Source organism: Actinoplanes campanulatus, from assembly GCF_014647795.1.
Lineage (GTDB): Bacteria > Actinomycetota > Actinomycetes > Mycobacteriales > Micromonosporaceae > Actinoplanes > Actinoplanes campanulatus.
Genome location: NZ_BMPW01000022.1, coordinates 42,464 through 62,496, shown reverse-complemented (window position 1 = coordinate 62,496; position 20,033 = coordinate 42,464). Strand labels below are relative to the sequence as shown.

The 20,033-nt window shown below is 73.1% G+C and carries 15 protein-coding genes; 3 read left to right on the top strand and 12 right to left on the bottom strand.

Going from position 1 to position 20,033, the window contains the following annotated elements; all coding sequences use genetic code 11:
- Window positions 1-10 precede the first annotated feature (10 nt).
- The 5 genes from IEZ13_RS35365 to IEZ13_RS35345 all read right to left on the bottom strand — a co-directional run bounded on the left by IEZ13_RS35365 (window position 11) and on the right by IEZ13_RS35345 (window position 10,985).
- Window positions 11-2,041: a bifunctional aldolase/short-chain dehydrogenase gene (locus IEZ13_RS35365; protein WP_183219897.1), complete on the bottom strand. Its 2,031-nt coding sequence runs from the start codon at window positions 2,039-2,041 to the stop codon at window positions 11-13.
- Between the two features lie 83 nt (window positions 2,042-2,124).
- Complete coding sequence (locus tag IEZ13_RS35360) at window positions 2,125-5,712, bottom strand: tetratricopeptide repeat protein (RefSeq protein WP_183219895.1); 3,588 nt, start codon at window positions 5,710-5,712, stop codon at window positions 2,125-2,127.
- Window positions 5,713-6,211: 499 nt separating this feature from the next.
- Complete coding sequence (locus IEZ13_RS35355; protein WP_183219893.1) at window positions 6,212-7,933, bottom strand: ABC transporter ATP-binding protein; 1,722 nt, start codon at window positions 7,931-7,933, stop codon at window positions 6,212-6,214.
- Window positions 7,930-9,588, bottom strand: a complete 1,659-nt coding sequence (locus tag IEZ13_RS35350; protein ID WP_229795466.1) for an ABC transporter transmembrane domain-containing protein — start codon at window positions 9,586-9,588, stop codon at window positions 7,930-7,932. Before IEZ13_RS35350 ends, IEZ13_RS35355 begins: the two co-directional genes overlap by 4 nt.
- 35 nt (window positions 9,589-9,623) lie before the next feature.
- Window positions 9,624-10,985, bottom strand: a complete 1,362-nt coding sequence (locus tag IEZ13_RS35345) for an MFS transporter (protein WP_183219891.1) — start codon at window positions 10,983-10,985, stop codon at window positions 9,624-9,626.
- A gap of 86 nt (window positions 10,986-11,071) precedes the next feature.
- Between IEZ13_RS35345 and IEZ13_RS35340 the strand changes: the two genes are divergently transcribed.
- Entirely contained in the window at window positions 11,072-12,052 is a 981-nt protein-coding gene (locus IEZ13_RS35340) for an Lrp/AsnC family transcriptional regulator (RefSeq protein ID WP_203833663.1), read from the top strand.
- Window positions 12,053-12,306: 254 nt separating this feature from the next.
- On the opposite strand, the gene IEZ13_RS35335 is transcribed toward IEZ13_RS35340, so the two are convergent.
- The 3 genes from IEZ13_RS35335 to IEZ13_RS35325 all read right to left on the bottom strand — a co-directional run bounded on the left by IEZ13_RS35335 (window position 12,307) and on the right by IEZ13_RS35325 (window position 15,411).
- The gene (locus IEZ13_RS35335; RefSeq protein WP_183219887.1) at window positions 12,307-12,978 is read right to left on the bottom strand and encodes an SDR family NAD(P)-dependent oxidoreductase; all 672 of its coding nucleotides are present in this window, start codon (window positions 12,976-12,978) and stop codon (window positions 12,307-12,309) included.
- Window positions 12,979-12,992: 14 nt separating this feature from the next.
- Window positions 12,993-13,646 carry a peptide chain release factor H gene (gene prfH, locus IEZ13_RS35330; protein ID WP_183219885.1) on the bottom strand — a complete coding sequence of 218 codons (654 nt, stop codon included), beginning with the start codon at window positions 13,644-13,646 and terminating at the stop codon, window positions 12,993-12,995.
- Between the two features lie 658 nt (window positions 13,647-14,304).
- The gene (locus tag IEZ13_RS35325) at window positions 14,305-15,411 is read right to left on the bottom strand and encodes an RNA ligase RtcB family protein (protein WP_183219882.1); all 1,107 of its coding nucleotides are present in this window, start codon (window positions 15,409-15,411) and stop codon (window positions 14,305-14,307) included.
- A 251-nt stretch (window positions 15,412-15,662) separates the two neighbouring features.
- Between IEZ13_RS35325 and IEZ13_RS35320 the strand changes: the two genes are divergently transcribed.
- Window positions 15,663-16,544 (top strand): poly(ethylene terephthalate) hydrolase family protein, encoded by an 882-nt coding sequence (locus IEZ13_RS35320; protein WP_183219880.1) that lies wholly within the window; start codon window positions 15,663-15,665, stop codon window positions 16,542-16,544.
- Window positions 16,545-16,591: 47 nt separating this feature from the next.
- On the opposite strand, the gene IEZ13_RS35315 is transcribed toward IEZ13_RS35320, so the two are convergent.
- The 4 genes from IEZ13_RS35315 to IEZ13_RS35300 form a co-directional block, all read right to left on the bottom strand.
- Window positions 16,592-17,023 (bottom strand): hypothetical protein, encoded by a 432-nt coding sequence (locus IEZ13_RS35315; RefSeq protein WP_183219878.1) that lies wholly within the window; start codon window positions 17,021-17,023, stop codon window positions 16,592-16,594.
- A gap of 75 nt (window positions 17,024-17,098) precedes the next feature.
- On the bottom strand, window positions 17,099-17,917 hold the full coding sequence (locus IEZ13_RS35310; protein ID WP_183219876.1) for a DUF72 domain-containing protein: 819 nt from the start codon (window positions 17,915-17,917) through the stop codon (window positions 17,099-17,101).
- The gene (bluB, locus tag IEZ13_RS35305; RefSeq protein WP_372441832.1) at window positions 17,914-18,540 is read right to left on the bottom strand and encodes a 5,6-dimethylbenzimidazole synthase; all 627 of its coding nucleotides are present in this window, start codon (window positions 18,538-18,540) and stop codon (window positions 17,914-17,916) included. Before bluB ends, IEZ13_RS35310 begins: the two co-directional genes overlap by 4 nt.
- The gene (locus tag IEZ13_RS35300) at window positions 18,540-19,580 is read right to left on the bottom strand and encodes a LacI family DNA-binding transcriptional regulator (protein ID WP_183219872.1); all 1,041 of its coding nucleotides are present in this window, start codon (window positions 19,578-19,580) and stop codon (window positions 18,540-18,542) included. The genes bluB and IEZ13_RS35300 overlap by 1 nt, the downstream gene beginning before the upstream one ends.
- Before the next feature lie 51 nt (window positions 19,581-19,631).
- Between IEZ13_RS35300 and IEZ13_RS35295 the strand changes: the two genes are divergently transcribed.
- Window positions 19,632-19,946: a hypothetical protein gene (locus tag IEZ13_RS35295; protein ID WP_183219870.1), complete on the top strand. Its 315-nt coding sequence runs from the start codon at window positions 19,632-19,634 to the stop codon at window positions 19,944-19,946.
- Window positions 19,947-20,033: the final 87 nt, after the last annotated feature.

The following is a 20,033-nucleotide window of genomic DNA, read 5'->3' as shown; positions in this document are numbered from 1 at the left end:
GGGGATGTCGTTAACGGAGGAAGGCCGCGGCGACGCCCGCGTCGACGGGGATGTGCAGGCCGGTGGTGTGGGTCAGGTCGCCGCCGGTGATCGCGAAGACCGCGTTGGCGATGTGCTCGGGCAGCACCTCACGCTTGAGCAGGGTCCGCTGCGCGTAGAACTCGCCGAGCTTCTCCTCCGGCACCCCGTAGACGGCGGCCCGGTCGGCGCCCCAGCCCCCGGCGAAGATGCCGGAACCCCGTACCACGCCGTCGGGGTTGATGCCGTTGACCCGGATGCCGTGCGGGCCGAGCTCGGCCGCCAGCAGCCGCACCTGATGGGCCTGATCGGCCTTGGCCGCGCCGTAGGCGACGTTGTTCGGCCCCGCGAAGATCGAGTTCTTGCTGGAGATGTAGATGATGTCGCCGCCCATGCCCTGCGCGATCAGCACCCGCGCGGTCTCCCGCGACACCAGGAACGAGCCCTTCGCCATCACGTCGTGCTGGAGGTCCCAGTCGCGGGCCGTGGTGTCCAGCAGCGACTTCGACAGTGACAGTCCCGCGTTGTTGACCACAAGATCAACCCCGCCGAAGGCCAGGACCGCTTCCTGTACGGCGTTCGCGACACCGACCTCATCGGTGACGTCGAGGCTCACCGCCACCGCCACGTCCGGCCCACCGATCTCGGCGGCCACCGTAGCGGCGGCCCCGGTGTCCCGGTCACTGACCACCACGCAGGCGCCCTCGGCCGCGAGACGCAGCGCGATCGCCCGGCCGATGCCCGAACCCGCGCCGGTGACCAGCGCGATCCGGGTGGCCAGCGGCTTCGGCTTCGGCATCCGCTGGAGCTTGGCCTCCTCCAGCGCCCAGTACTCGATCCGGAACTTCTCGGCCTCGTCGATCGGCGCGTACCGGGACACCGACTCGGCGCCGCGCATCACGTTTATCGCGTTGACGTAGAACTCGCCGGCCACCCGGGCGGTCTGCTTGTCGGCCCCGAAGGAGAACATGCCCACGCCCGGGACCAGCACGATCGCCGGGTCGGCGCCACGGATCGCCGGGCTCTCCGCGGTGGCGTGCCGCTCGTAGTAGCCGCGGTAGTCCGCCCGGTACGCCTCGTGCAGCTCCCTGAGGCGGGCGACCACCTCGTCCAGCGGCGCGTCCGGCGCGGTGTCCACCACCAGCGGCTTCACCTTGGTCCGCAGGAAGTGGTCGGGGCAGGAGGTGCCGAGGGCGGCCAGCTCGGCCAGGCGCTCGGAGCCCACGAAGTCCAGCACCACGTCGCTGTCGGTGAAGTGCCCGACCTGGGGGCGGTCGGTGGAGGCGAGACCCCGGATCACCGGGAACAGTGCGGCGGCGCGCTCACGGCGTACGCCTGCTTCGAGGGGTCGATGAACCGTCGCGCCGAAGGGCGCGCTGCGGCCGTGCTCCGCGAGGTAGGCCGCGGCGGTGTTGATGATCTCCTGCGAGTGGGCCTCGCACTCGTCGCTCGTCGCGCCCCACGCGGTGATCCCGTGCCCGCCCAAGATGACCCCGATGGCCTGCGGGTTCGCCTGGTGGGCGGCGGCGATGTCCAGCCCGAGCCGGAAGCCGGGGCGACGCCAGTCCACCCAGAGGACGCGGTCACCGAAGATCTCCTTGGTGAGCGCCGGGCCGTCGGCGGCGGTGGCGATCGCGATGCCCGCGTCCGGGTGCAGGTGGTCCACGTGCGGGGCGTCCACCAGGCCGTGCATGGCGGTGTCGATGCTGGGCGCGGCCCCGCCCTTACCGTGCAGGCAGTAGTCGAAGGCGGCGACCATCTCGTCCTCACGGTCGATGCCCGGGTAGACGCCGGTGAGCGCACGCAGCCGGTCGAGGCGCAGCACGGCCAGGCCCTTCTCGGTCAGCGTGCCGAGGTCGCCGCCGGAGCCCTTCACCCACACCAGATCGACCGATTCGCCGGTGACCGGGTCGGTGTCGGCGCCCTTGGCGGACGTGTTGCCGCCGGCGTAGTTGGTGGTCCGCGGATCCGCGCCGAGGCGGTTCGAACGGGCGATGAGCTCGGAGACTGCGGGGTTGGTCATGGAGGTCCGCTCTTCGTTCGGTGTGAAACGTTTCAGAGTTACCGGTAGATTACGGCGGTCACTCACCCCGGGTCAAGAGCCCGCTACCGGCCTTCCGCGAGCCGCTCGCGCACCTCGCCGAGGACCCGTTCGCTGATCGCCACGTCCTCGGTGTACACCTCAGGAAGATCACGAGCGGATTCCGTGAAGAGGCGGACCGACTCCTCCGCCGACGCCAGAGCCGGCCGCAGCGGCGCGCCGGTCCGCAGACTCGCCCGCGCGTGTACGCCCAGCGCCCGGGCCAGCCGGGCCCGGTACAGGACGGGATTCGCCACGGCCACGTCGCGCAGGATGCCGACCGCCTCCTCGACGGTCGGCAACGTATCCGGTCCCGGCACGGACAGCGCCTGCCACAGGGCCAGGTTGATCAGTGAGTCCGCGAGATCCGCCAGATGGACGGCCGGGTTCACCGCGGCCAGGCGACGCCAGAGGACGGTCGACTCCTCGGTCACGGCGAGTGCCTCCGGCACCCGCCCGGCGCGGATGAAGAGGACACCCCGATTGGTCAGCGTCGCCGCCAGACGGAACTGATAGGCGGCCGGGTTCATGCCGCTCAACCGGCGGTAGAGGCGGAGGCACTCCTCGGACACCGCCAGAGCCTCGTCGAGCCGGCCCAGTTCCGCGAGATAGTTGCCGACGTTGATCAGCGACATGGCGAGGTCCGGCAGATGGGCGTCCGGATCGGCGGTGGCCTGGTGCCGCCGCAGCCGGACCGCCTCCTCGCCCAGCGGCAGCGCCTCCTCGGTCCGGCCGGCCTTCCAGAGGTACATGCCGAGGTTGTTCAGTGACAACGCCAGGTGGGGAAGGTGGGCCGCCGGGTTCCCCGCGGACAGCCGCCGCAGCAGAGTGACCGCCTCCTCTCCCGGTTCCAGCGCCTCGATCAGGGCGCCCGCGTTGTGCCGGGCCAGGGTGAGATTGATCAGCGACCGGGCCAGCAGATGCTCATAGGCCTCCGGGTTCGCGGCGGCGAGCCGCCGATCGATGCCGATGCCCTCCTCCGCCGCCGCCAGCGCCTCAGCGAAACGGCCCTCGTCGCCCAGAGCCAGGCTGAGATGACTCAGGGCGTTCGACAGGTTCGGCAGGTGCGCCAGCGGCTCCGCTTCGGCCAGCCGCCGGAACAGCTCACCCGATTCGACCAGGGACGGCAGCGCCTCCCCCGCCCGGCCCAGCCGTACCAGCGTCATCCCGACATTGGTCAGGGACATCGCGAGATTCTGCTGAAAGGCGACCGGGTCGGTGAGCGCCAGCCGCCGAAGCAGTTGCACCGCATCCGCGCCGAAGACCATCGCCTTCTCCAGGCGGCCCAGCTCCGCGAACCACGACGTCGCGTTGCTCAGCGCCAGAGCGAGATCGGGTTCGAAGGCGTCCGGGTTGGCTCGCACGAGCCTGCGGTAGAGGTCCACCGCCTCCTCCGTCACCAGGAGGGCCTCGTCCCGGCGGCCGGTCGTTGCGTACAGCGTGCCCTGGTTGATCAGCGAGGCGGCGAGGTCGGGCAGGTACACGGCCGGATCGGCTCCGACGAGCCGGCGCTGAATGGCGACGGCCTCCCCCACCGCCGTCAGCGCGGCGACCCTGCTGCCCATCCGGAGCAGGGCGAGGCTGAGGCTGGTCAGGCAGTTCGCGAGCGCCGGCCGCAGCTCCACCGCCCCGCCCACGACGAGGTCACGATAGATCGAGACGGCCTCCTCCGCCGCCTCCCGCCCGTCCTGCCCCCGCTGCGCCAGCACCACGGCGAGGTTGTTGAGCACGATGGCGAGCTTGGTCCGGTTCTCGACGGCGCCGTCCTCGGCGAGCCGGCGCTGGAGAGTGATCGCCTCCTCGGCCACGCGCAGGGCCTGCGCGAAGCGGCTCAGATCCATCAGGGCGCTCATCACCGAGACCAGCGCGTCGACGAGTTCCGGCCGATACCGCCCGGGCTGAGTCGCGTCCAGCCTGCGAAACATGGCGGCGGCCGCCTTCGCGGCGCGCAGCGAGGCGTCGCGCTGGCCCGCGTTGGACAGCATCATCGCGTGCGCTGAGAGCAGGCGTGCCCGGGCGACGGGATCGGCGTTCGCGGCCAGCCGGCGCTCGGTCAGGATCGTGCTGATCGCGGCGGCGGCCACGTCCAGGTCGATGTGCCGGTGCGGTGGCAGCAGATCCTCGATCGGTTCCAGGACCGCCGGATCGATGCCGGGGATGCCGGCCAGCCGGGTCAGGGTCGCCCCACCCGCCTCGATCGCCAGCTCGGGACGCTGCCGGATCAGTGGATAGAGCAGCTCGGTGGCCACGTGCGGCCAGCGGCGCGACGTCTCCACCAGCACGGTCAGTGCCGCCCCGGACCACGGCGCGCCCTCCCCCGGCCCGGCCTCCTCCCGCGCGCCCGTCAGCAGCGGCGCCGCGGTCAACGTCCAGTCGTCGGTGAGCCCGCCGCCGCGGTCGTGGCCGGGGACGGAGAGGGCGATCAGATCCTCGCCGAGCCGGTCCGGGTGCAGCGGCTCCAGCACGGTCCGCGAATCGGCCGACGGGTAGCAGGCCCGGTGGTCGTCGATCAGCCGGTCCCCGCCGTCGAGCCCGGCCTGCCGCAGCGCCTCCCGGGCGTCCGGGCGGGCCAGCGCCCCGGTCAGCGTGGCCGTCCACACCGTCCGGTGCATCACCTTCGGCGGCGTGACCAGCGGGTTCTCGGCACGGGCGTGCAGGTGGTGCCAGTGCGCGGCCTCCCGGCGCAACAGGTAGGCGGAGACCGCTTCCGGTCCGGCCGGAGTGTCGTCGCCGTGCCGCCGCGCGTCGACCGCCGCGAGGGCCGCCATGTGCACAGCCAGCACCTGCCCGAACCGGTCGTCACCCAGTCCCGGGGGCAGCGGCCAGACGGCGTCGTCGTCGGCGGCGAGCCGATCATCGCCCGGCCCCGGCGGCCGGACGGTGTCGCCGGGGCCGAGGACGGCGGCGAACCGCGCGGCCGCGGCGGTGTACAGGGTGACCCGGTCGGCCGACAACGACGGCAGCGCGAGGTCGGCGCTGGGCACGGTCAGGTCGCTCTCCACCCGGTCGGCCAGGGCCGGCCACCAGTACCCGGCGGAGCGGGCCAGCAGCAGCACCCGGACCACCGGCGACGTCGCCGCGCTCAACTGCTGGAGCTGGGTGATCAGGGTGAGCAGCGCGGACGGCGGCCACCGGTCGGCGTAGTCGACCACCGCGAGCACCGGCCCGCCGGGCAGATCGACCCGGGAACCGGGCAGCGGCGTAGGTGTGTGCAGCACCCGCCAGACCGTCCAGCCGTCCGTCACGCAGCGGTCGGCCACCTCCCCGGCCAGCCGGGTCTTTCCCTGCCCGCCCGGGGCGTGGATCAGCCGGACCGCGAGCGGCGCCTCCCCGGCGAGCCATTCGGCCAGATCGGACAACATTCCGTCGCGGCCGGTGAACGGGACGATCCGGTGCCGGGCCAGCAGCATCCGGCTGGGTTGCGCCCGGGCGTCGGCGGCGGACAGCGGCACGGCCCGGACCGTCGCCTCGGCCACCCGGTACGGCGGCCGATCGAGGCTGATCGTCACGTCGCCCCGCACACCCTGCACCATCACCACGTCGCCGAACACGACACTGCCGGAGATCGACTGGCCGCCGTGCTTCGCCGGCCGCCACAACCGCCTGATCCCCATCGATACATTCTGGATCGCACGTCCATCGATGGGGCCGGTCGAAGCGCCGAACAGGACGTGACGTTCGTAGGAGTTCACCTGCCCGCCCGCCGGCGGATCAGACCCTCCACGCCACCGGCCACCGCGGGCTGATGTGGTCGGCGCCCGGAATGCCCGCTCCCGGCCGTGACGCCGCTACCGAAAGTGGACGGCTGCGATTCAGTGGGACGGGTGGGCGCACACGGTTGCGGTACCGCGGGCTCTCACGTGGCCTATGGCCTCGGTTGCCGCACACAACCCGCCGCCGGTGTGCGGCCGCCCCGCCTTCAATGCCCGAGCGTGTGCACCCACCCGCAATCCTGTGCGTCCAGCCCACCCGGATACACAAGCCTGCGTGCCCGGGCACCGATCTCAGCCCGGCGGGCGCGGCACAGGCGGGAGTGGGCAGCGAGATCGCGCGGAACGGGCGGGACGGCGTCACGCGTACCAGACAAGGGGTTGAAAGCCGGCGGCGCGTCGATCACCGGGACACCCGGCCGCCGTGCCAGGAGCGCCACAGGGCGGCGTAGGGGCCGTCCGCGGCGACCAGGTCGTCGTGGCGGCCCAGTTCGATGATGCGGCCGTCGTCCATGACGGCGACCCGGTCGGCGTCGTGGGCGGTCTGGAGGCGGTGGGCGATCGCGATGACGGTGCGTTCGTGCAGGACGGCGGCGAGGGCGCGTTCGGCGGTCCGGGCGGCGGTCGGGTCGAGCAGCGCGGTCGCCTCGTCGAGGATGACCGTGTGCGGGTCGGCGAGCACCACCCGGGCCAGCGCCAACTGCTGGGCCTGTGCTCCGTCGAGGGGATGTTCGCCGAGGTCGCGGTCGAGGTCGTCGGCCCAGTCGGCGCCGACCGTGCGCAGTGCCTCGCGCAGCCGCTCGTCGGGGGCGGCGACCATCAGGTTGGCGCGCAGCGTGTCCTGGAAGACGTGGTGTTCCTGGGTGACCAGGACGACGTGGCGGCGCAGCTCGTCCGGTGGCAGGTCGGCGATCGGGACGCCGCCGACCGTGACGGTGCCGGAGGTGGGCCGGTCGACGCCGGCGATGAGGCGGCCCAGGGTGGACTTGCCGGCGCCGGAGAGGCCGACGACGGCGAGGCGCTCGCCGGGGCGGACGGTCAGGGCGACGTCGTGCAGCACGTCACGGCCCTGGTCGTACGCGTACCGAACGTTGTTGATCTCGATCCGCTCGCTGTCGGGCGCCCGCTCGTCCGGCGGGGGTGGCGCCGGCACCGAGCCGAGGCCCTCGATGCGGGCGAAGGACGCGGCGCCGGCCTGCAACTGGTCCAGGAAGATCAGGATGCCGTCCAGCGGGCCGACGAGCTGCCGCAGGTAGAGCACGGCCGCGGCCACGGTGCCGATGCTGACCCGGCCGTCGATGTGCATCAGCCCGCCGAGGGTGAGCACGAGGACCGCCGGAAACGCGTACGACGACTCGGCCAGCGGGAAGAACACGCTGCGCAGCCCGAGCGTGAACAGTCTCGTGCGCCGGGTCTCGGCGATCGCCTCGTCGCCGGCCGCGATCCGCCGCGCGTGCAGGCCGAACGCCTCGATGGTGCGGGCGCCGCCGGTGGTGTTGGCGAGTTCGTCGGCGAGCCGGGAGGTGGCCTCGCCCTCGGTGAGGTACGCGTCGCGGGCCCGCCGCAGGAACCACCGCGTCACGAACCAGATCCCGGAGAACCCGATCACGCCGACCACGCCGAGCAGCGGGTCGAGCACCACCACCGCCACGATCAGGAAGACGATCTGCACGACGCCCACGAAGATCGGCGGCAGCAGGTCGCGCAGCGCGTTGGCCACGGTGTCGACGTCGGTGCTGCCGCGGGCCGCGAGGTCACCGGCGGGCACCCGTTCGACCACGGCGGCGGGCAGGGCGAGCACCCGCTGCAGGAACGTCTCCCGGATCCGGGCGGCGGTGCGCTCGCCGAACCGGTAGGCGGCGGCCAACGCGTACCGGGCGAGCAGGGTCTGGACGAGGGCGCACAGGAGCACGGCGCCGGCCAGCCGGTCCACCTGACCGGCCCCACCGCCCGCGGACACCGTGTCGATGACCCGGCCCAGCAGCGCCGGCCCGCCGAGCCCGGCCACGGCGGCCAGCGAGGCGACGACGAGGAACCCGGCGACGGCCTTGGCGTCCGCCCGGATCAGCCGCCGGGCGGCGCGGGCCACGTCGCGGCGGGAGGCGACCGGGAGCAGCGTTCTCATTCGTCGCCTCCGAACGCGCGGGTGACCAGCGCCCGGTAACCGGGTTCGGATCGGAGCAGCTCGGCGTGGGTTCCGGTGGCGGCGACCCGTCCACCGACCAGGTAGTGCACGGTGTCGGCCCGGTCCAGCAGCACCGGCGAGGTGGTGGCCAGGACGGTGCCGCGGCCGGCGCGGGCGGCGCTGAGCCGGTCGGCGATCGCGGCCTCGGTGTGCGCGTCGACGGCCGAGGTGGGTTCGGCGGCGAGCAGCATCTCCGGGTCGGCGTAGACGGCACGGGCCAGCCGGACCCGCTGCCGCTGGCCGCCGGACAGGTTGCGCCCGCCCCAGTCGACCGGCCGGTCCAGGTCGGCGCCGACGTCGTGGGCGACCGCGATGTCCAGGGCCCGGCGGACCCGGTCGTCGTCCGGCTCGCCGGGGCCGGCGACCACCTCGCGCAGCGGGCCGGCGAACAGGTGGGCGTCGTGATCGGCGACCAGGATCCGGGCCCGGATCTCCGGCTGGGCGATGCCGGCGAGCGGCCGGCCGCCCCAGGTGGCGTCGCCGGCCCGGTAGCGGCCGAGGCGTTCCAGGACGGCCGCCGAGTCGGCCGGGCGGTCCGAGGCGAGGGCGGTCAGCCGGCCGGGTTCGGCGCACACCCCGGACTCCGGGTCGTGCAGGACGGCCGGGCCCCGCGGGGCGGGGCCGCCAGCCGGGTCGTCGGTGGGCAGGCGCAGGAAGTCGGTGACCCGGCGGGCCGCGATCACGCCGCGGGTGACGTCGAAGCCGACGAAGATGAACACGCTCACCGGGATCACCAGTACGGCGGTGTAGCCGTACACCGCCACCAGCTGGCCGGACGTCAGCCCGCCGCCGACCGCGAGCCGGGCGGCCAGCCAGATCACCACCGCGAGGTAGACCACCGGGAGGCCCTCGCCGAGCGCGCCGATCCAGCTGGACGGGCCGCCGACCCGGTAGCCGACGTCGCGCAGCCCGGCCGACTCCCGTTCGTACCGCGCCTGGTGCGCCTCCTTGCCGCCCAGGCCGTTGAGCACGCGCAGGCCGCCGACCACGTCGACGAGCCGCCCGTTGAGCCGGCCCTGGTGCTCGCGGTAGTGGCCGCCGGCCCGCTGCGCCCGGCGCAGCAGCGGCCCGATGACCAGCGCCAGCGCCGGCACGCCGGCCACCACGACCAGCGCCAGCACCCCGGAGATCCGCTGGAGCAGGAACGCGATCATGCCGACCGCGGCGACCGCGGCCACCCCGACACCGCCCGCGTTCATGGCCCGGCCGACCGTCCACACGTCGGAGATGCCGATGGTGACCACCTCACCGGTGGTGACCCGGCGGGGCAGGGCGGCACCGAGCCGGGTGGCGTGGGTCATCACCAGGTCGGCGGTGCGCAGCGCGGCGGCCAGCCGCAGCTTCGTCATGCTGCGGTGCCGCATGATCCCCAGGCCGGCGCTGGTCACTCCGACGATCAACACCACCGCGGCCCAGGCGAGCAGCACACCGGGGCGGCGCGGCGCGAGGCCACGGTCGATCGCCTGCGAGATGAGGTACGGCGTGACGGCCAGACTGACGAACCACAGTGTCCCGAACAGCGCGCCGAGCGCGACCCGCCCCTTCACCTGCCGGGCCAGCCACCACAGATACCGCACCGGGCCACGCGCATCCACCACGCCGCCATGCTGCCGAAAACCGTCGATTCATGTCATCCGATTTCCACCGGGCGACGGGTGTTCTCCCGCACAGTCGCGAACACCGTCACGGCCGCGACCATGGCGAACCCGGCCGCCAGGGTGACCGCGCCGCCGAGTCCGTCGGCATAGGAGTTCCGCTCATGGAAGAACGAGCCGAAGACCGCCACACCGAACGCGAAGCCCAGTTGCCGGAACGTGTTCAGCGCCCCACCGGCCATGCCGCTGCGCTCCGGCGGTACGGCGGCCAGCACCGCCGACGACAGCACCGGCAGCACCGCGCCGACGCCCAGCCCGACCAGGACCAGCCCGGGGATCAGCACCGCCGCGCCGGAGCCGTCGCCGACCACCGACTGGGCCAGGTCACCGGCCGCGATCACCAGCAGCCCGGCGCCGATCACCAGTCCCGGCCGGGCCCGTTGCAGCGCCTGCCCGCCGAAGGCGCCGACCAGCAGCGCGGCCCCGCTCATCGGCAGCGCGCCGAGCAGCCCCGCGTCGACCGGCCCGTGCCCGAGGACCCGTTGCAGCCAGGTGGTGGTGTAGGGCAGGTAGGCGAACGCGGCCGCCTGGCACAGGAACGCCGCCACGATCAGCCCGGCGAACCGGCTGTCGCGGAACAGCCGCAGATCCAGCATGGGGTGGTCGGACCGGTGCTCCACCAGCACGAACAGGCCCATCCCGGCCAGGCCGGCGGCGATCGGCAGCAGCGTCGACGGGGCGGTCCAGCCGTCGTCGGAGGCCCGGATCAGCCCGTAGGTGGCGGCCGTCGCGGCCAGCGTGAACGTCACCGTGCCCGGCAGGTCGAACCGGCTCGCCCGCCCGGCTCGCGACTCGGCGACGTGCCGCAGCGTGAGCACCACGGCGGCCACGCAGACCGGCAGGTTGACCAGGAAGATCCAGCGCCAGCCGAGGTGCTCGGTGAGCAGCCCGCCGGCCAGCGGTCCGGCCGCGGTGGCCGCGCCGTTGACCGCGCCCCAGACACCGAACGCCACGCCGCGGTCCCGGCCCCGGTAGGTGACGTTGAGGATGGCGACGGTGGTGGCGTACATGGCGGCGCCTCCGGCGCCCTGCAGGACCCGGGCCGCGACCAGGGTGGGCACGTTCGGCGCGAGCGCGCACAGCAACGACGAGACCGCAAAGATCAACAACCCGATGAGGTACGTCGCGCGGCGCCCGTGGCGATCGGCCAGCGAACCGGCGCCCAGCAGGAGGGCGGCCAGCGCCAGGGCGTAGCCGTCGAGAACCCAGGCCAGGTCGTGCGGGTCGGCGTTCAGTTGGGTGGCGATGCTCGGCAGGGCGACCACCACGATGGTGACGTCGACGAGCAGCAGAAAGGTGCCGAGGCAGACGGCGACCAGCGGAAACCATTTACGCATGCGGCACAGAATCCGGGTCGGCCGCTCGTTCGTACCATGTCTCGGGCTTGTTCTGGCGTTTCTCGACATCGAGCTAGGCTCAGATGGTGGAGATCGACACGCTGGATCGGCGGATCGTGCACGCGCTGCGGATCGACGGCCGCGCCGGGTGGCGCGAGATCGGCGCGGTGCTCGGCGTCTCCGACCAGACCGTGGCCCGTCGCTACCGCCGTCTGCGCGAGAACGCCGGGGTCCGGGTGGTCGGCATCGCCAACCCGATCCGGCTGGGCTACGAGATGTGGACCCTGCGCCTGCACACCGCACCCGACCGCGCCATCCCGCTGGCCGAGGCGCTGGCCCGGCGCGGCGACACCGGCTGGGTGAGCCTCTTCTCCGGCGGCACCGAGATCACCTGCCAGGTCCGCGTCCCGGCGCACGCCGACCGGGAGACCCTGCTGCTCCAGCGGCTGCCCCGCACCCCCGGCCTGATCTCGGTGAGCGCCCACTGCCTCATCCACCAGTACGTCGGCGGCGCGGTCGGCCCGGACCGCCGCGACGACGCCCTCACCCGCACCGAGATCGCCGCCCTCACCCCCACCGACGGCCCCGAGCCGCTCGGCGCCCCGCCCTCCCCACTCGCCCTCTCCCCCGCCGATGGGGCGCTGTTGGAGGCGCTGGTCCGGGACGGCCGGGCCGGCTACACGGAACTGGCCGCCGCCACCGGCTGGCCCGAGTCGACGGTCCGCCGCCGGATGCGTGAGCTGCGCCGATCCGGCGCCCTCTACTACGACGTCGAGGTCCGCCCACAGGTCTTCGGCTTCAGCGCTCCGGTGATGCTGTGGCTCACCGTGGCCCCGGCCCGGCTGGCGGCGGTCGGCGCCGCCCTGGCCGGTCACGAGGAGGTGGTCTTCGCGGCCGCCACCACCGGTGCCACGAACCTGATGGCGACCGTGGTCTGCCGCGACATGGCGGCCTTCTACCGCTACCTCACCGAGCGGGTCAGCGGCCTCGACGGCGTCGACCGGGTGGAATCCGCCCCGTTGTTACGGCACGTGAAACAACTCGGACCGGCCGTCCCGTCGATGTGAATTCCCCGTTACGCCTGGCCCGGGAGGCAACCATTCCGGCTTGACAGACGTCATGCTCTACGAGGGCCGAAGATCGGCATGGCACGGGACCGCGGTTCGCGGGTTTCTCCCAGCCGTGCCCGGCGAGCGGCCCCGCACGGGGTGGGCGACGGCACCGGTTCGGGCCGCCGCCCATCCCGGCGCGGGCCTCCGGTCTGCTTACCGCACTCCCGGCGGCGCCCTCCGGTCTGGTTTCCGCACTCCCGGCGGTGCTCTCAGCGGGAGCGGCGCAGCCGGGCCGCGGTTCGCAGCAGCGGGCCGAGCGTGCCGGTCACCGCGGCCATCCGACGGGGGTAGGACACGACCGCCGGCCGGGTGCGGACGCACCGCATGAGGACGTCGACCGCCCGCTCCGGGGAAATCTTGAACGGGGTGACCGGCGACTTGGCCATCTTGGTGTCGACGAAACCGAACCGCACCGCGGTCACCGCCACCCCGCGCGGCCGGAGCGCCGCGTCGAGCCCGAGCAGGTACGACGTCAGCCCCGCCTTGGACGCCGCATAACCGGGAGCGTCCGCCGAGATCATCGCGTCGGCCAGACTGGACAGCCCGATGACGTGGCCCCGTCCGGCGGCCAGCATGCCGGGCACGACCGCCTCCACGGTCCGGGCCGCGCCGAGCAGGTTCACCTCGAGCGCCCGGGTCTGGGCCGCGAAGTCGTCCCCGCCGAGCAGCTCACCGACCCCGGCCGCGTAGACGCACAGGTCGACGGCTCCCACCCCGGCCAGCGCCTCCGGGAAGCCGGCCGAGGTGACGTCCACGACGACCGGCTCACCGACCGGCGCGGCCCGCCGCGACAGCCCGGTGACCTGCCATCCTTCGGCAAGCAGCCGGTGTGTCAGGGCGAGTCCGATGCCGTCGCTGTTACCCACGATCAAGGCGCGCATGACCGCAGATCCTGTCACGCCCCCGCCTTGGCCCCGCGGGAGCCGCCGGATCCGGGGGACGGCCGTTCGACGCGTACGGGGTTGCCGCGTACCAGCTCGTCGTGGACCCGCCAGCGCGCGGTTTCGACGGCCCGGCCGGCCGCCGCGTCGCCCGCTTCGAGGCGTTCACGCAGCAGCCGCACCGCGATTCCCCGGTTGAGGCTGAACTGCCGCTCGGTGTCGACCACCACGACGGTTCCGGACGGGCGGTGAGTGGCTCGAACCGCCGTACTGGCCTTGTTGCGATGCTGCCCGCCCGGCCCGCCGGTGCGGCATGGCACGAAGTCGACGTCCGCCTCGTGGAAGACGGTCGGTGTCATCCCGACCCGCACCTGCTGGGCGGTCACATACCAGTTCTTGCGCCCCGGCCCGGTTCGGTAGGGGCTCGGCGCCTGCCAGCACAGCGTCCCGGTCCACGAGTCCGCGAACCGCACCGCCGCGTCCCCACTGATCTCCAGCAGCACCGACAGGAAGGTTCCGGGTCGCTCCCCGGCCACGGTCTCGGCCCGCCGGGTGGAGACCTTCTCCCGTCCTCCGGCGTCGGCTTCCAGCCGACGGACCAGCCGCGCCACGGCCCAGGCGCACTCTTGCGGTCCGCGTCCGGCGGACAACAGCAGATGTACGCTCACCGCAACCACCTCATGACCCGCCCGAACCCGGCCCGGCTCTCCACCGGCGCCCCCGGTCGCACCCGCCGCCCGTCACCGCCGGGACGCCGCGGATTCGCCCGACCGTCCGATCCGGCATCGCCCGGTAGGAAGGGGTCTGCCGGCATACCGAGAGTGGGCGCACGGCGTACCGCAGGGAAATGAGCGCCCAGATCCGCTCGCACCCCGAAAAGCGCGAACGCGGCGGGCACCGGATGGCCGGGCCCGCCCGGAGCAGCGGTCGCCGCACCGGCCAGAGGGAGATGCTCGCTTCGACCCGCTGGTCCATTGGGGACTACGGGAGCGGAGCCTGCCGGGTGGAGGCTCTCACCGGAGACGGCGACGGCACCCGGTCCGGCTCGTCTGACACGGGCGGCGGCCACTCGCCGTACCCGATGGGAACGCTGGAAAGGGGAACCGGGCCGATCGGGGTGACCGCCCACGTCGACGGTGACCCGGAAACGGCCCGCCGGCAGGCGGCGCAGGGTGGGGCGGCGGATCGGGGTGATCCCGAACGGATAGCCGCGGAAGCGGCGACCGGGCCGCCGGCGCGGATCGAGCCAGCCGGCCCGCCGGGCGGTCCTGGCGCCGAGCGTCAGGCGGCGTCGCGGGCGTGGGCGGACGGCCCGCCGGGGCGCGCTCATCGACGGCCTCCCCGGCGCGGCGCCAGGTCGGCGGTCTTGTAGGTGACCACCGGCAGCGTGCTGACGATCGGTGTGGCCAGGCCGTGCGAGACGAGGTCGCCGATCACCTGCTCGATCCGCTTGTACGCGGTGGGCGCCTCCTCGAACAGCAGTTGCCGGTCGCCGCAGACGACGAGGGACCCCACCGCCGTACGCCGGAGCTCCTCGACCGTGTGTTTGGCCCGGCCGCGCCGGAGTGCGTCGGCCCGGGACATCTTGCGCCCGGCGCCGTGTGCGACGGAGTGCCCGGCGTCCGGCCCGGCGTGCCCGGCGACCAGGTAGGAGTGGGTGCCGCGGGTGCCGGCGATGAGCACGTCGCGGCCGTCGCCCGGTGCGGCGCCCTTGCGGTGCAGGTAGACGCCGTCGCGGATCTCCACCGAGTTGTGGCAGACGTCGGTGACCGGCTCGCCGAGTTCGGCGCCGATGGCGTCGGCGACCCGTTCGGCCATGAGCCGCCGGTTGAGGTGTCCCCAGCGGACCGCGTCGTCGTGCGCGGCCAGGTAGGCGCCGGGGTCGGGGGCCGGGCCGGCGCCGTGCACCTCGGTGTGTGCCCGCAGGATGCGCTCGCCGAGCCCGCGGGAGCCGCTGTGCACGATGAGCACCAGGTCGCCGGTGGTCAGGCCGAGTCGCGAGGCGTGCTCGGTGTCGAGGACGGCGTCGACTTTGGCGAGTTCGACGAAGTGGTTGCCGCGCCCGACGGTGCCGAGCTGGTCGGTGTAACCGGCCGGGATGTCGTCTCCGGAGGCGGGGTCGACGGGCTGGTCGAGGTCGGGGAACCGGGCCGCGATGCGTTCCGGGACGGCCTTCTTGAGCCGGACCGGGTAGACCGCGATCCCGCAGCCGATGTCGGAGCCGACGAGGAACGGGTAGAGCACGGTGGACGCCATGGCCGCGCCGATCGGGGCGCCCTTGCCGGGGTGCAGGTCGGGCATCCCGGCGACGTGGATCATGCCGTTCAGGGCGGCGACCTGGTGGCACTGGGCGACGGCGCCGGACTCGATCCAGCTGCCGGGTGCGGCGAAGACGGTGACGGACGCGGACGTGGCGGACTGCGCGTGAGACAAAAGAGATCTTCTTTCGCATGACGGAGGCGCGGCCGGGCGTCAGATGTGCCCCGGGGCCGCGAGGGATGCGCTGGTGAAGTGCCTCAGTACGTCATGCCGCCCACCCTCGCGGATCACCGCGGGCACGGCAAGCGAATTACCGGCGGCATACCACGGCGGCAGGGGGCCGGATGGGATTACCAGCTTGTTACCGGCGAGTTAACCCTATTCATATCCATCGATGCAGGAGCCCCACACCCTAGGGAGTTCCCATGCCCGTCCCCACCCTTCGCCGGACATTTTCCCTGCTCACAGCGGCATTCGCGGCGACCGCGGCAGCACTGACGGTCCCCGCGGCACCGGCTCTCGCGGCCAACCCGTATGAACGCGGCCCCGCCCCCACCAACGCGAGCATCGAGGCCGCCCGCGGCTCGTTCGCCATCGCCCAGGTCACCGTGGCGCGGTCCAGCGTCTCCGGCTTCGGCGGCGGCACGATCTACTACCCGACCGACACCAGCGCCGGCACGTTCGGCGCGGTGGCCATCTCCCCCGGCTTCACGGCGAGCCAGTCCAGCGTCGCCTGGCTCGGTCCGCGCCTGGCCTCACAGGGCTTCGTGGTGATCACCATCGACACGCTGAGCACACTGGACCAGCCGGACAGCCGCGGCACCCAGCTGCTGGCGGCGCTCGACTACCTGACCGGGACCAGTTCGGTGCGCACCCGCATCGACGCGAGCCGGCTCGGCGTGATGGGCCACTCGATGGGCGGCGGCGGCAGCCTGTCGGCGGCCCGGACCCGTCCCGCGTTGCAGGCCGCGGTGCCGCTCACCCCCTGGCACGGCACCAAGAGCTGGTCGACGGTACGCGTACCGACCCTGATCGTCGGCGCCGAGAGCGACACGGTGGCCCCGGTGTCGTCGCACGCGGAGCCGTTCTACACGAGCATGACGAGCGCCCCGGAGAAGGCGTACCTGGAGCTGAACAACGCGTCCCACTCCGCTCCGACCTCGGGGCAGAGCGTGACGGCCGCCAAGTACAGCCTGTCGTGGCTCAAGCGGTGGATCGACGACGACACCCGCTACGACCAGTTCCTGTGCCCGGCCCCGTCCGGCACCGCCATCCAGGAGTACCGCGCCACCTGCCCGCACGCCTGACCCGTCCCCGCCCGGAGCCCGGCGCACCCGCGCCGGGCGCCGGCCCCTCAGTCCGCCAGCCAGTTGTGCAGCTGTTCGCCGTAGGGGCTGAACGCCACCGCGAACAGCACCACCCAGATCACGATCCGCAGCAGGGACCGGTTGAGCCGCTGCCGGTCGCCGCCGCGGCGGGCGGCCGCCGCCGACAGCCCGCCGAGGATCACGCCGAACGCCGCCACCGGGACGATCAGGATGGCGGTCAGCCGGGCCACGCCGAAGATCCAGACGAGCGGGTTGGCGAACGAGTCCCAGCCCAGCGGAACCGAGACCTTCGGATCGTCGAGACGCTCCAGGCCCGGGTCCAGCAGGGCGCCCCAGTCGCCGCTGCGCACGACGGCCAGCACCAGGATGCCGAAGGAGCCGAGCAGGTACGTTCCGATCAGCGCCCACTGCGCCGCGTCCCCGAGGCGGCCGGCCACGGACCGCCGAGTCTTGATCATGGACGGCAATCTATCGGGCCGGCTGTCAGGGCTGTCTCGCGGGCCGCGAAACAGCACTCACGACCAGCCGGGGACTCAGAACAGGGTGAGCGGGGCCTCCGGCTCCACGATGTCCGGCAGTGGCGCGAGTGCCGGCACCAGCGCCCGCACCTCGTCGTGGAAGCGCCGGCACAGCGTGGGCGCGTCCACATTGTCCGGCGTGTGAACGAAGAACGTCGGCGACCGCCCCTCGCGCAGCCAACCGGCGACGATCGGCACCCACCGCTGCCAGCCCGCGACGGTCCGCTCGACCGAGTCACGGCCCAGGTAGCGGACGATCGGACGGTCGGTCAGGGCGGCGGTGCGCAGCGGCATGCGGGGCTTCTTCATCCACGCGTCCCGTTCGGCGTCGCTTGCCGGCGGGGTGCGGAAGAACTCGGTGGTGTCGAACGGGACCCACTCCGCCCCGATCTCGGCCAGCGCCTCCTCGAGCGGGCCGGGCGAATGGAAGAAGGCAGGATCGCGAACCTCCACCGCGTACCGGAAATGGCCGGGAAGACTCCGCAGAAAGCGGGAGAGAGCCGCGAGATCACCCGGTCCGAAGGACCCGGGCAACTGCACCCACAGAGCATGGGTACGGGCTCCGAGCGGCTCGATCACCCGGATGAACTCCGACATCTCCGCGTTGTGGGAGAGCCCGCCGCCGTGCGTCACCGACCGCGGCAGCTTGAGCACGAACCGGAAGTCAGCGGGAGTCGCGGCGGCCCACGCGGCGACCGTCTGCGACGAGGGCGTCGCGTAGAACGTCGTGTTCCCCTCCACCGCGGTGCACCAGCTCGCATAGGTGCTCAGCGCGGGCTGCGGGAACTGCCAGGCTTTCAGGTTCCACATCGCACACCCGACGTGCAGCCTCACGATCCACCCCACCGGTCGGCGTGCACGGCCTCGCCGAGCGGCCGCCGCTGCCGCCACCCGTGCCGTTCCAGGTCGGGGACGCGTTCCAGATGGGTGACCGGCCCGACGCAGAGCCACGCCACCGGCCGCACCCCGTCCGGGATGCCGAGCAGCTCCCGCAGGAACTCCTCCCGGTAGAACGACACCCACCCGACACCGAGCCCTTCGGCGGTGGCGGCCAGCCACAGGTTCTGGATGGCCAGGCACGACGAGTAGAGCCCGGCGTCGGCGATGGCGTGCCGCCCGAGGACCGCCGGCCCACCACGCGAGGCGTCGTAGGTGACCACGATCGACAGGCTGGACTCCAGCACTCCGTCGATCTTGATACGGGCGAAGCGGCGCGCGGCCTCGGCCGCCAAACTGGCCGCGAACGTTTCCCGTTCCGCGTGAACGTGCTGGTGGAAGGCCTTCCGTACGTCATCGGAGCGCACGATCACGAAGTCCCACGGCTGGGACAGCCCGACGCTGGGCGCGGCGTGCGCGGCGCTCAGGACGCGGTCGAGAACGTCGCCGGGGACGGGCTCTCCGGTGAACTCGCCGCGGACGTCACGGCGGCGGTGGATGACCTCGTACAGGTCGTGGATCACCGCCGTACGGTACCCGTGGACGCCCGGGCCACCAGCGCCGGCACGAAGGTGGCCTGCTCGTGCACATGATCCGGATTGGTGGCCTCGTCCAGCACCAGCCGCGCCGCGGTCCGCCCGAGCTCCTGCCGCGGCTGGCGGACCGAGGTGAGCGGGACGGCCGCGGCGGCCGCGAAGTCGATGTCGTCGAACCCGACGATGGCCAGGTCGTCGGGCACCCGCAGCCCGGCCGTGACGGCGTGCTGGAGCAGGCCGAGCGCGAGCAGGTCGTTGGCGCAGAACGCGGCGGTCGGCCGGCGGCGGCTGGGCAGCCCGGCGAGCCGCTCCCCCGCGGAGCGGCCCTCGTTGACCGTCATCGCCTCGGTCGGCAGGTGGATCAGGTCCTCCTCCGGCATCCCGAACTCGGCCCACACGGCGCGCGCCCCTTGAAGCCGCTCGCGGACCTGCCCGATGCTGGACGGCCCACCGACGAACGCGACCCGCCGGTGCCCGCGGTCGATCAGGTGCTCGACGGCGATCCGGCCGCCGAGCACGTCGTCGACGGCGACCGAGCAGTGCCCGCCGGACCGGCTGAACCGGTCGACCAGCACGAACGGGATGTTGCGCTGGGCGATCTCGGCCAGGTGGCCGGCGTCCGGGTCGACCGGGGTGATCAGTATCCCCTGCACCCGCTGCTGGACGAGCCGGTCGATGTGCTTGGCCTCGCGGTCGGCGCGGCCGTTGGAGTTGCACACGAACAGCGACAGGTCGGCGGCCTCGGCGGCGGTCTCGATGCCCTCGGCGACGTCGTGGAAGAACGGGTTGCCGCCGTCGAGCATCACGTACGCCAGCGCCCGGCTGGTCCCGGCGCGCAACTGGCGGGCCGACTCGTTGCGCACGAACCCGAGCTCGGCCATGGCCCGCTCGACCCGCTCCCGGGTGGCGGTGCTGACCACGGACGGCCGGTTGAGGACGTTGGAGACGGTGCCGAGGGAGACGCCCGCGGCAGCGGCGACGTCCTTGACCGACGGGGCTCGACCGTTGCGCGGGTGCGGAGTCAACGTGGGCCCTTCCTGACGGTGGGTGAGTCGACCAGAAGTCAAACACGCCGATTGAAACATTTCAAGTCCGCCCGGAGCCGCGAGGGTGTGCCGATCCGCGAGGCACTCTTCCGCCTGGTCCAGGAGGGCCTCGTCGTCCAGCGTAAAGGCTGGGTGGTGCGCTATCACACCCGGCCGGAGACGCTGGAGATGATCGAAGCGCGGGCCGCCGTCAAGGCGCGAGCCGCCGTCAAGCCACGGGCCGACGTCAAGCCACGAGCCGCATTCCCAGCGGCGCTGCGCGCCCGCGACGGAGAGACCACCCCCGCATCGCCCGCGAGCACGTCGACGACACCGGCCGGATCATCCGCGACGCCCGCGGCCTGACATGACGCCCGGCCGCGCCTTTCGCGGGCGTTCCCGGACCGGCGACCTGCCGCCCTCCTGGGATCAACCCCCTTTTCCGGTACGTGG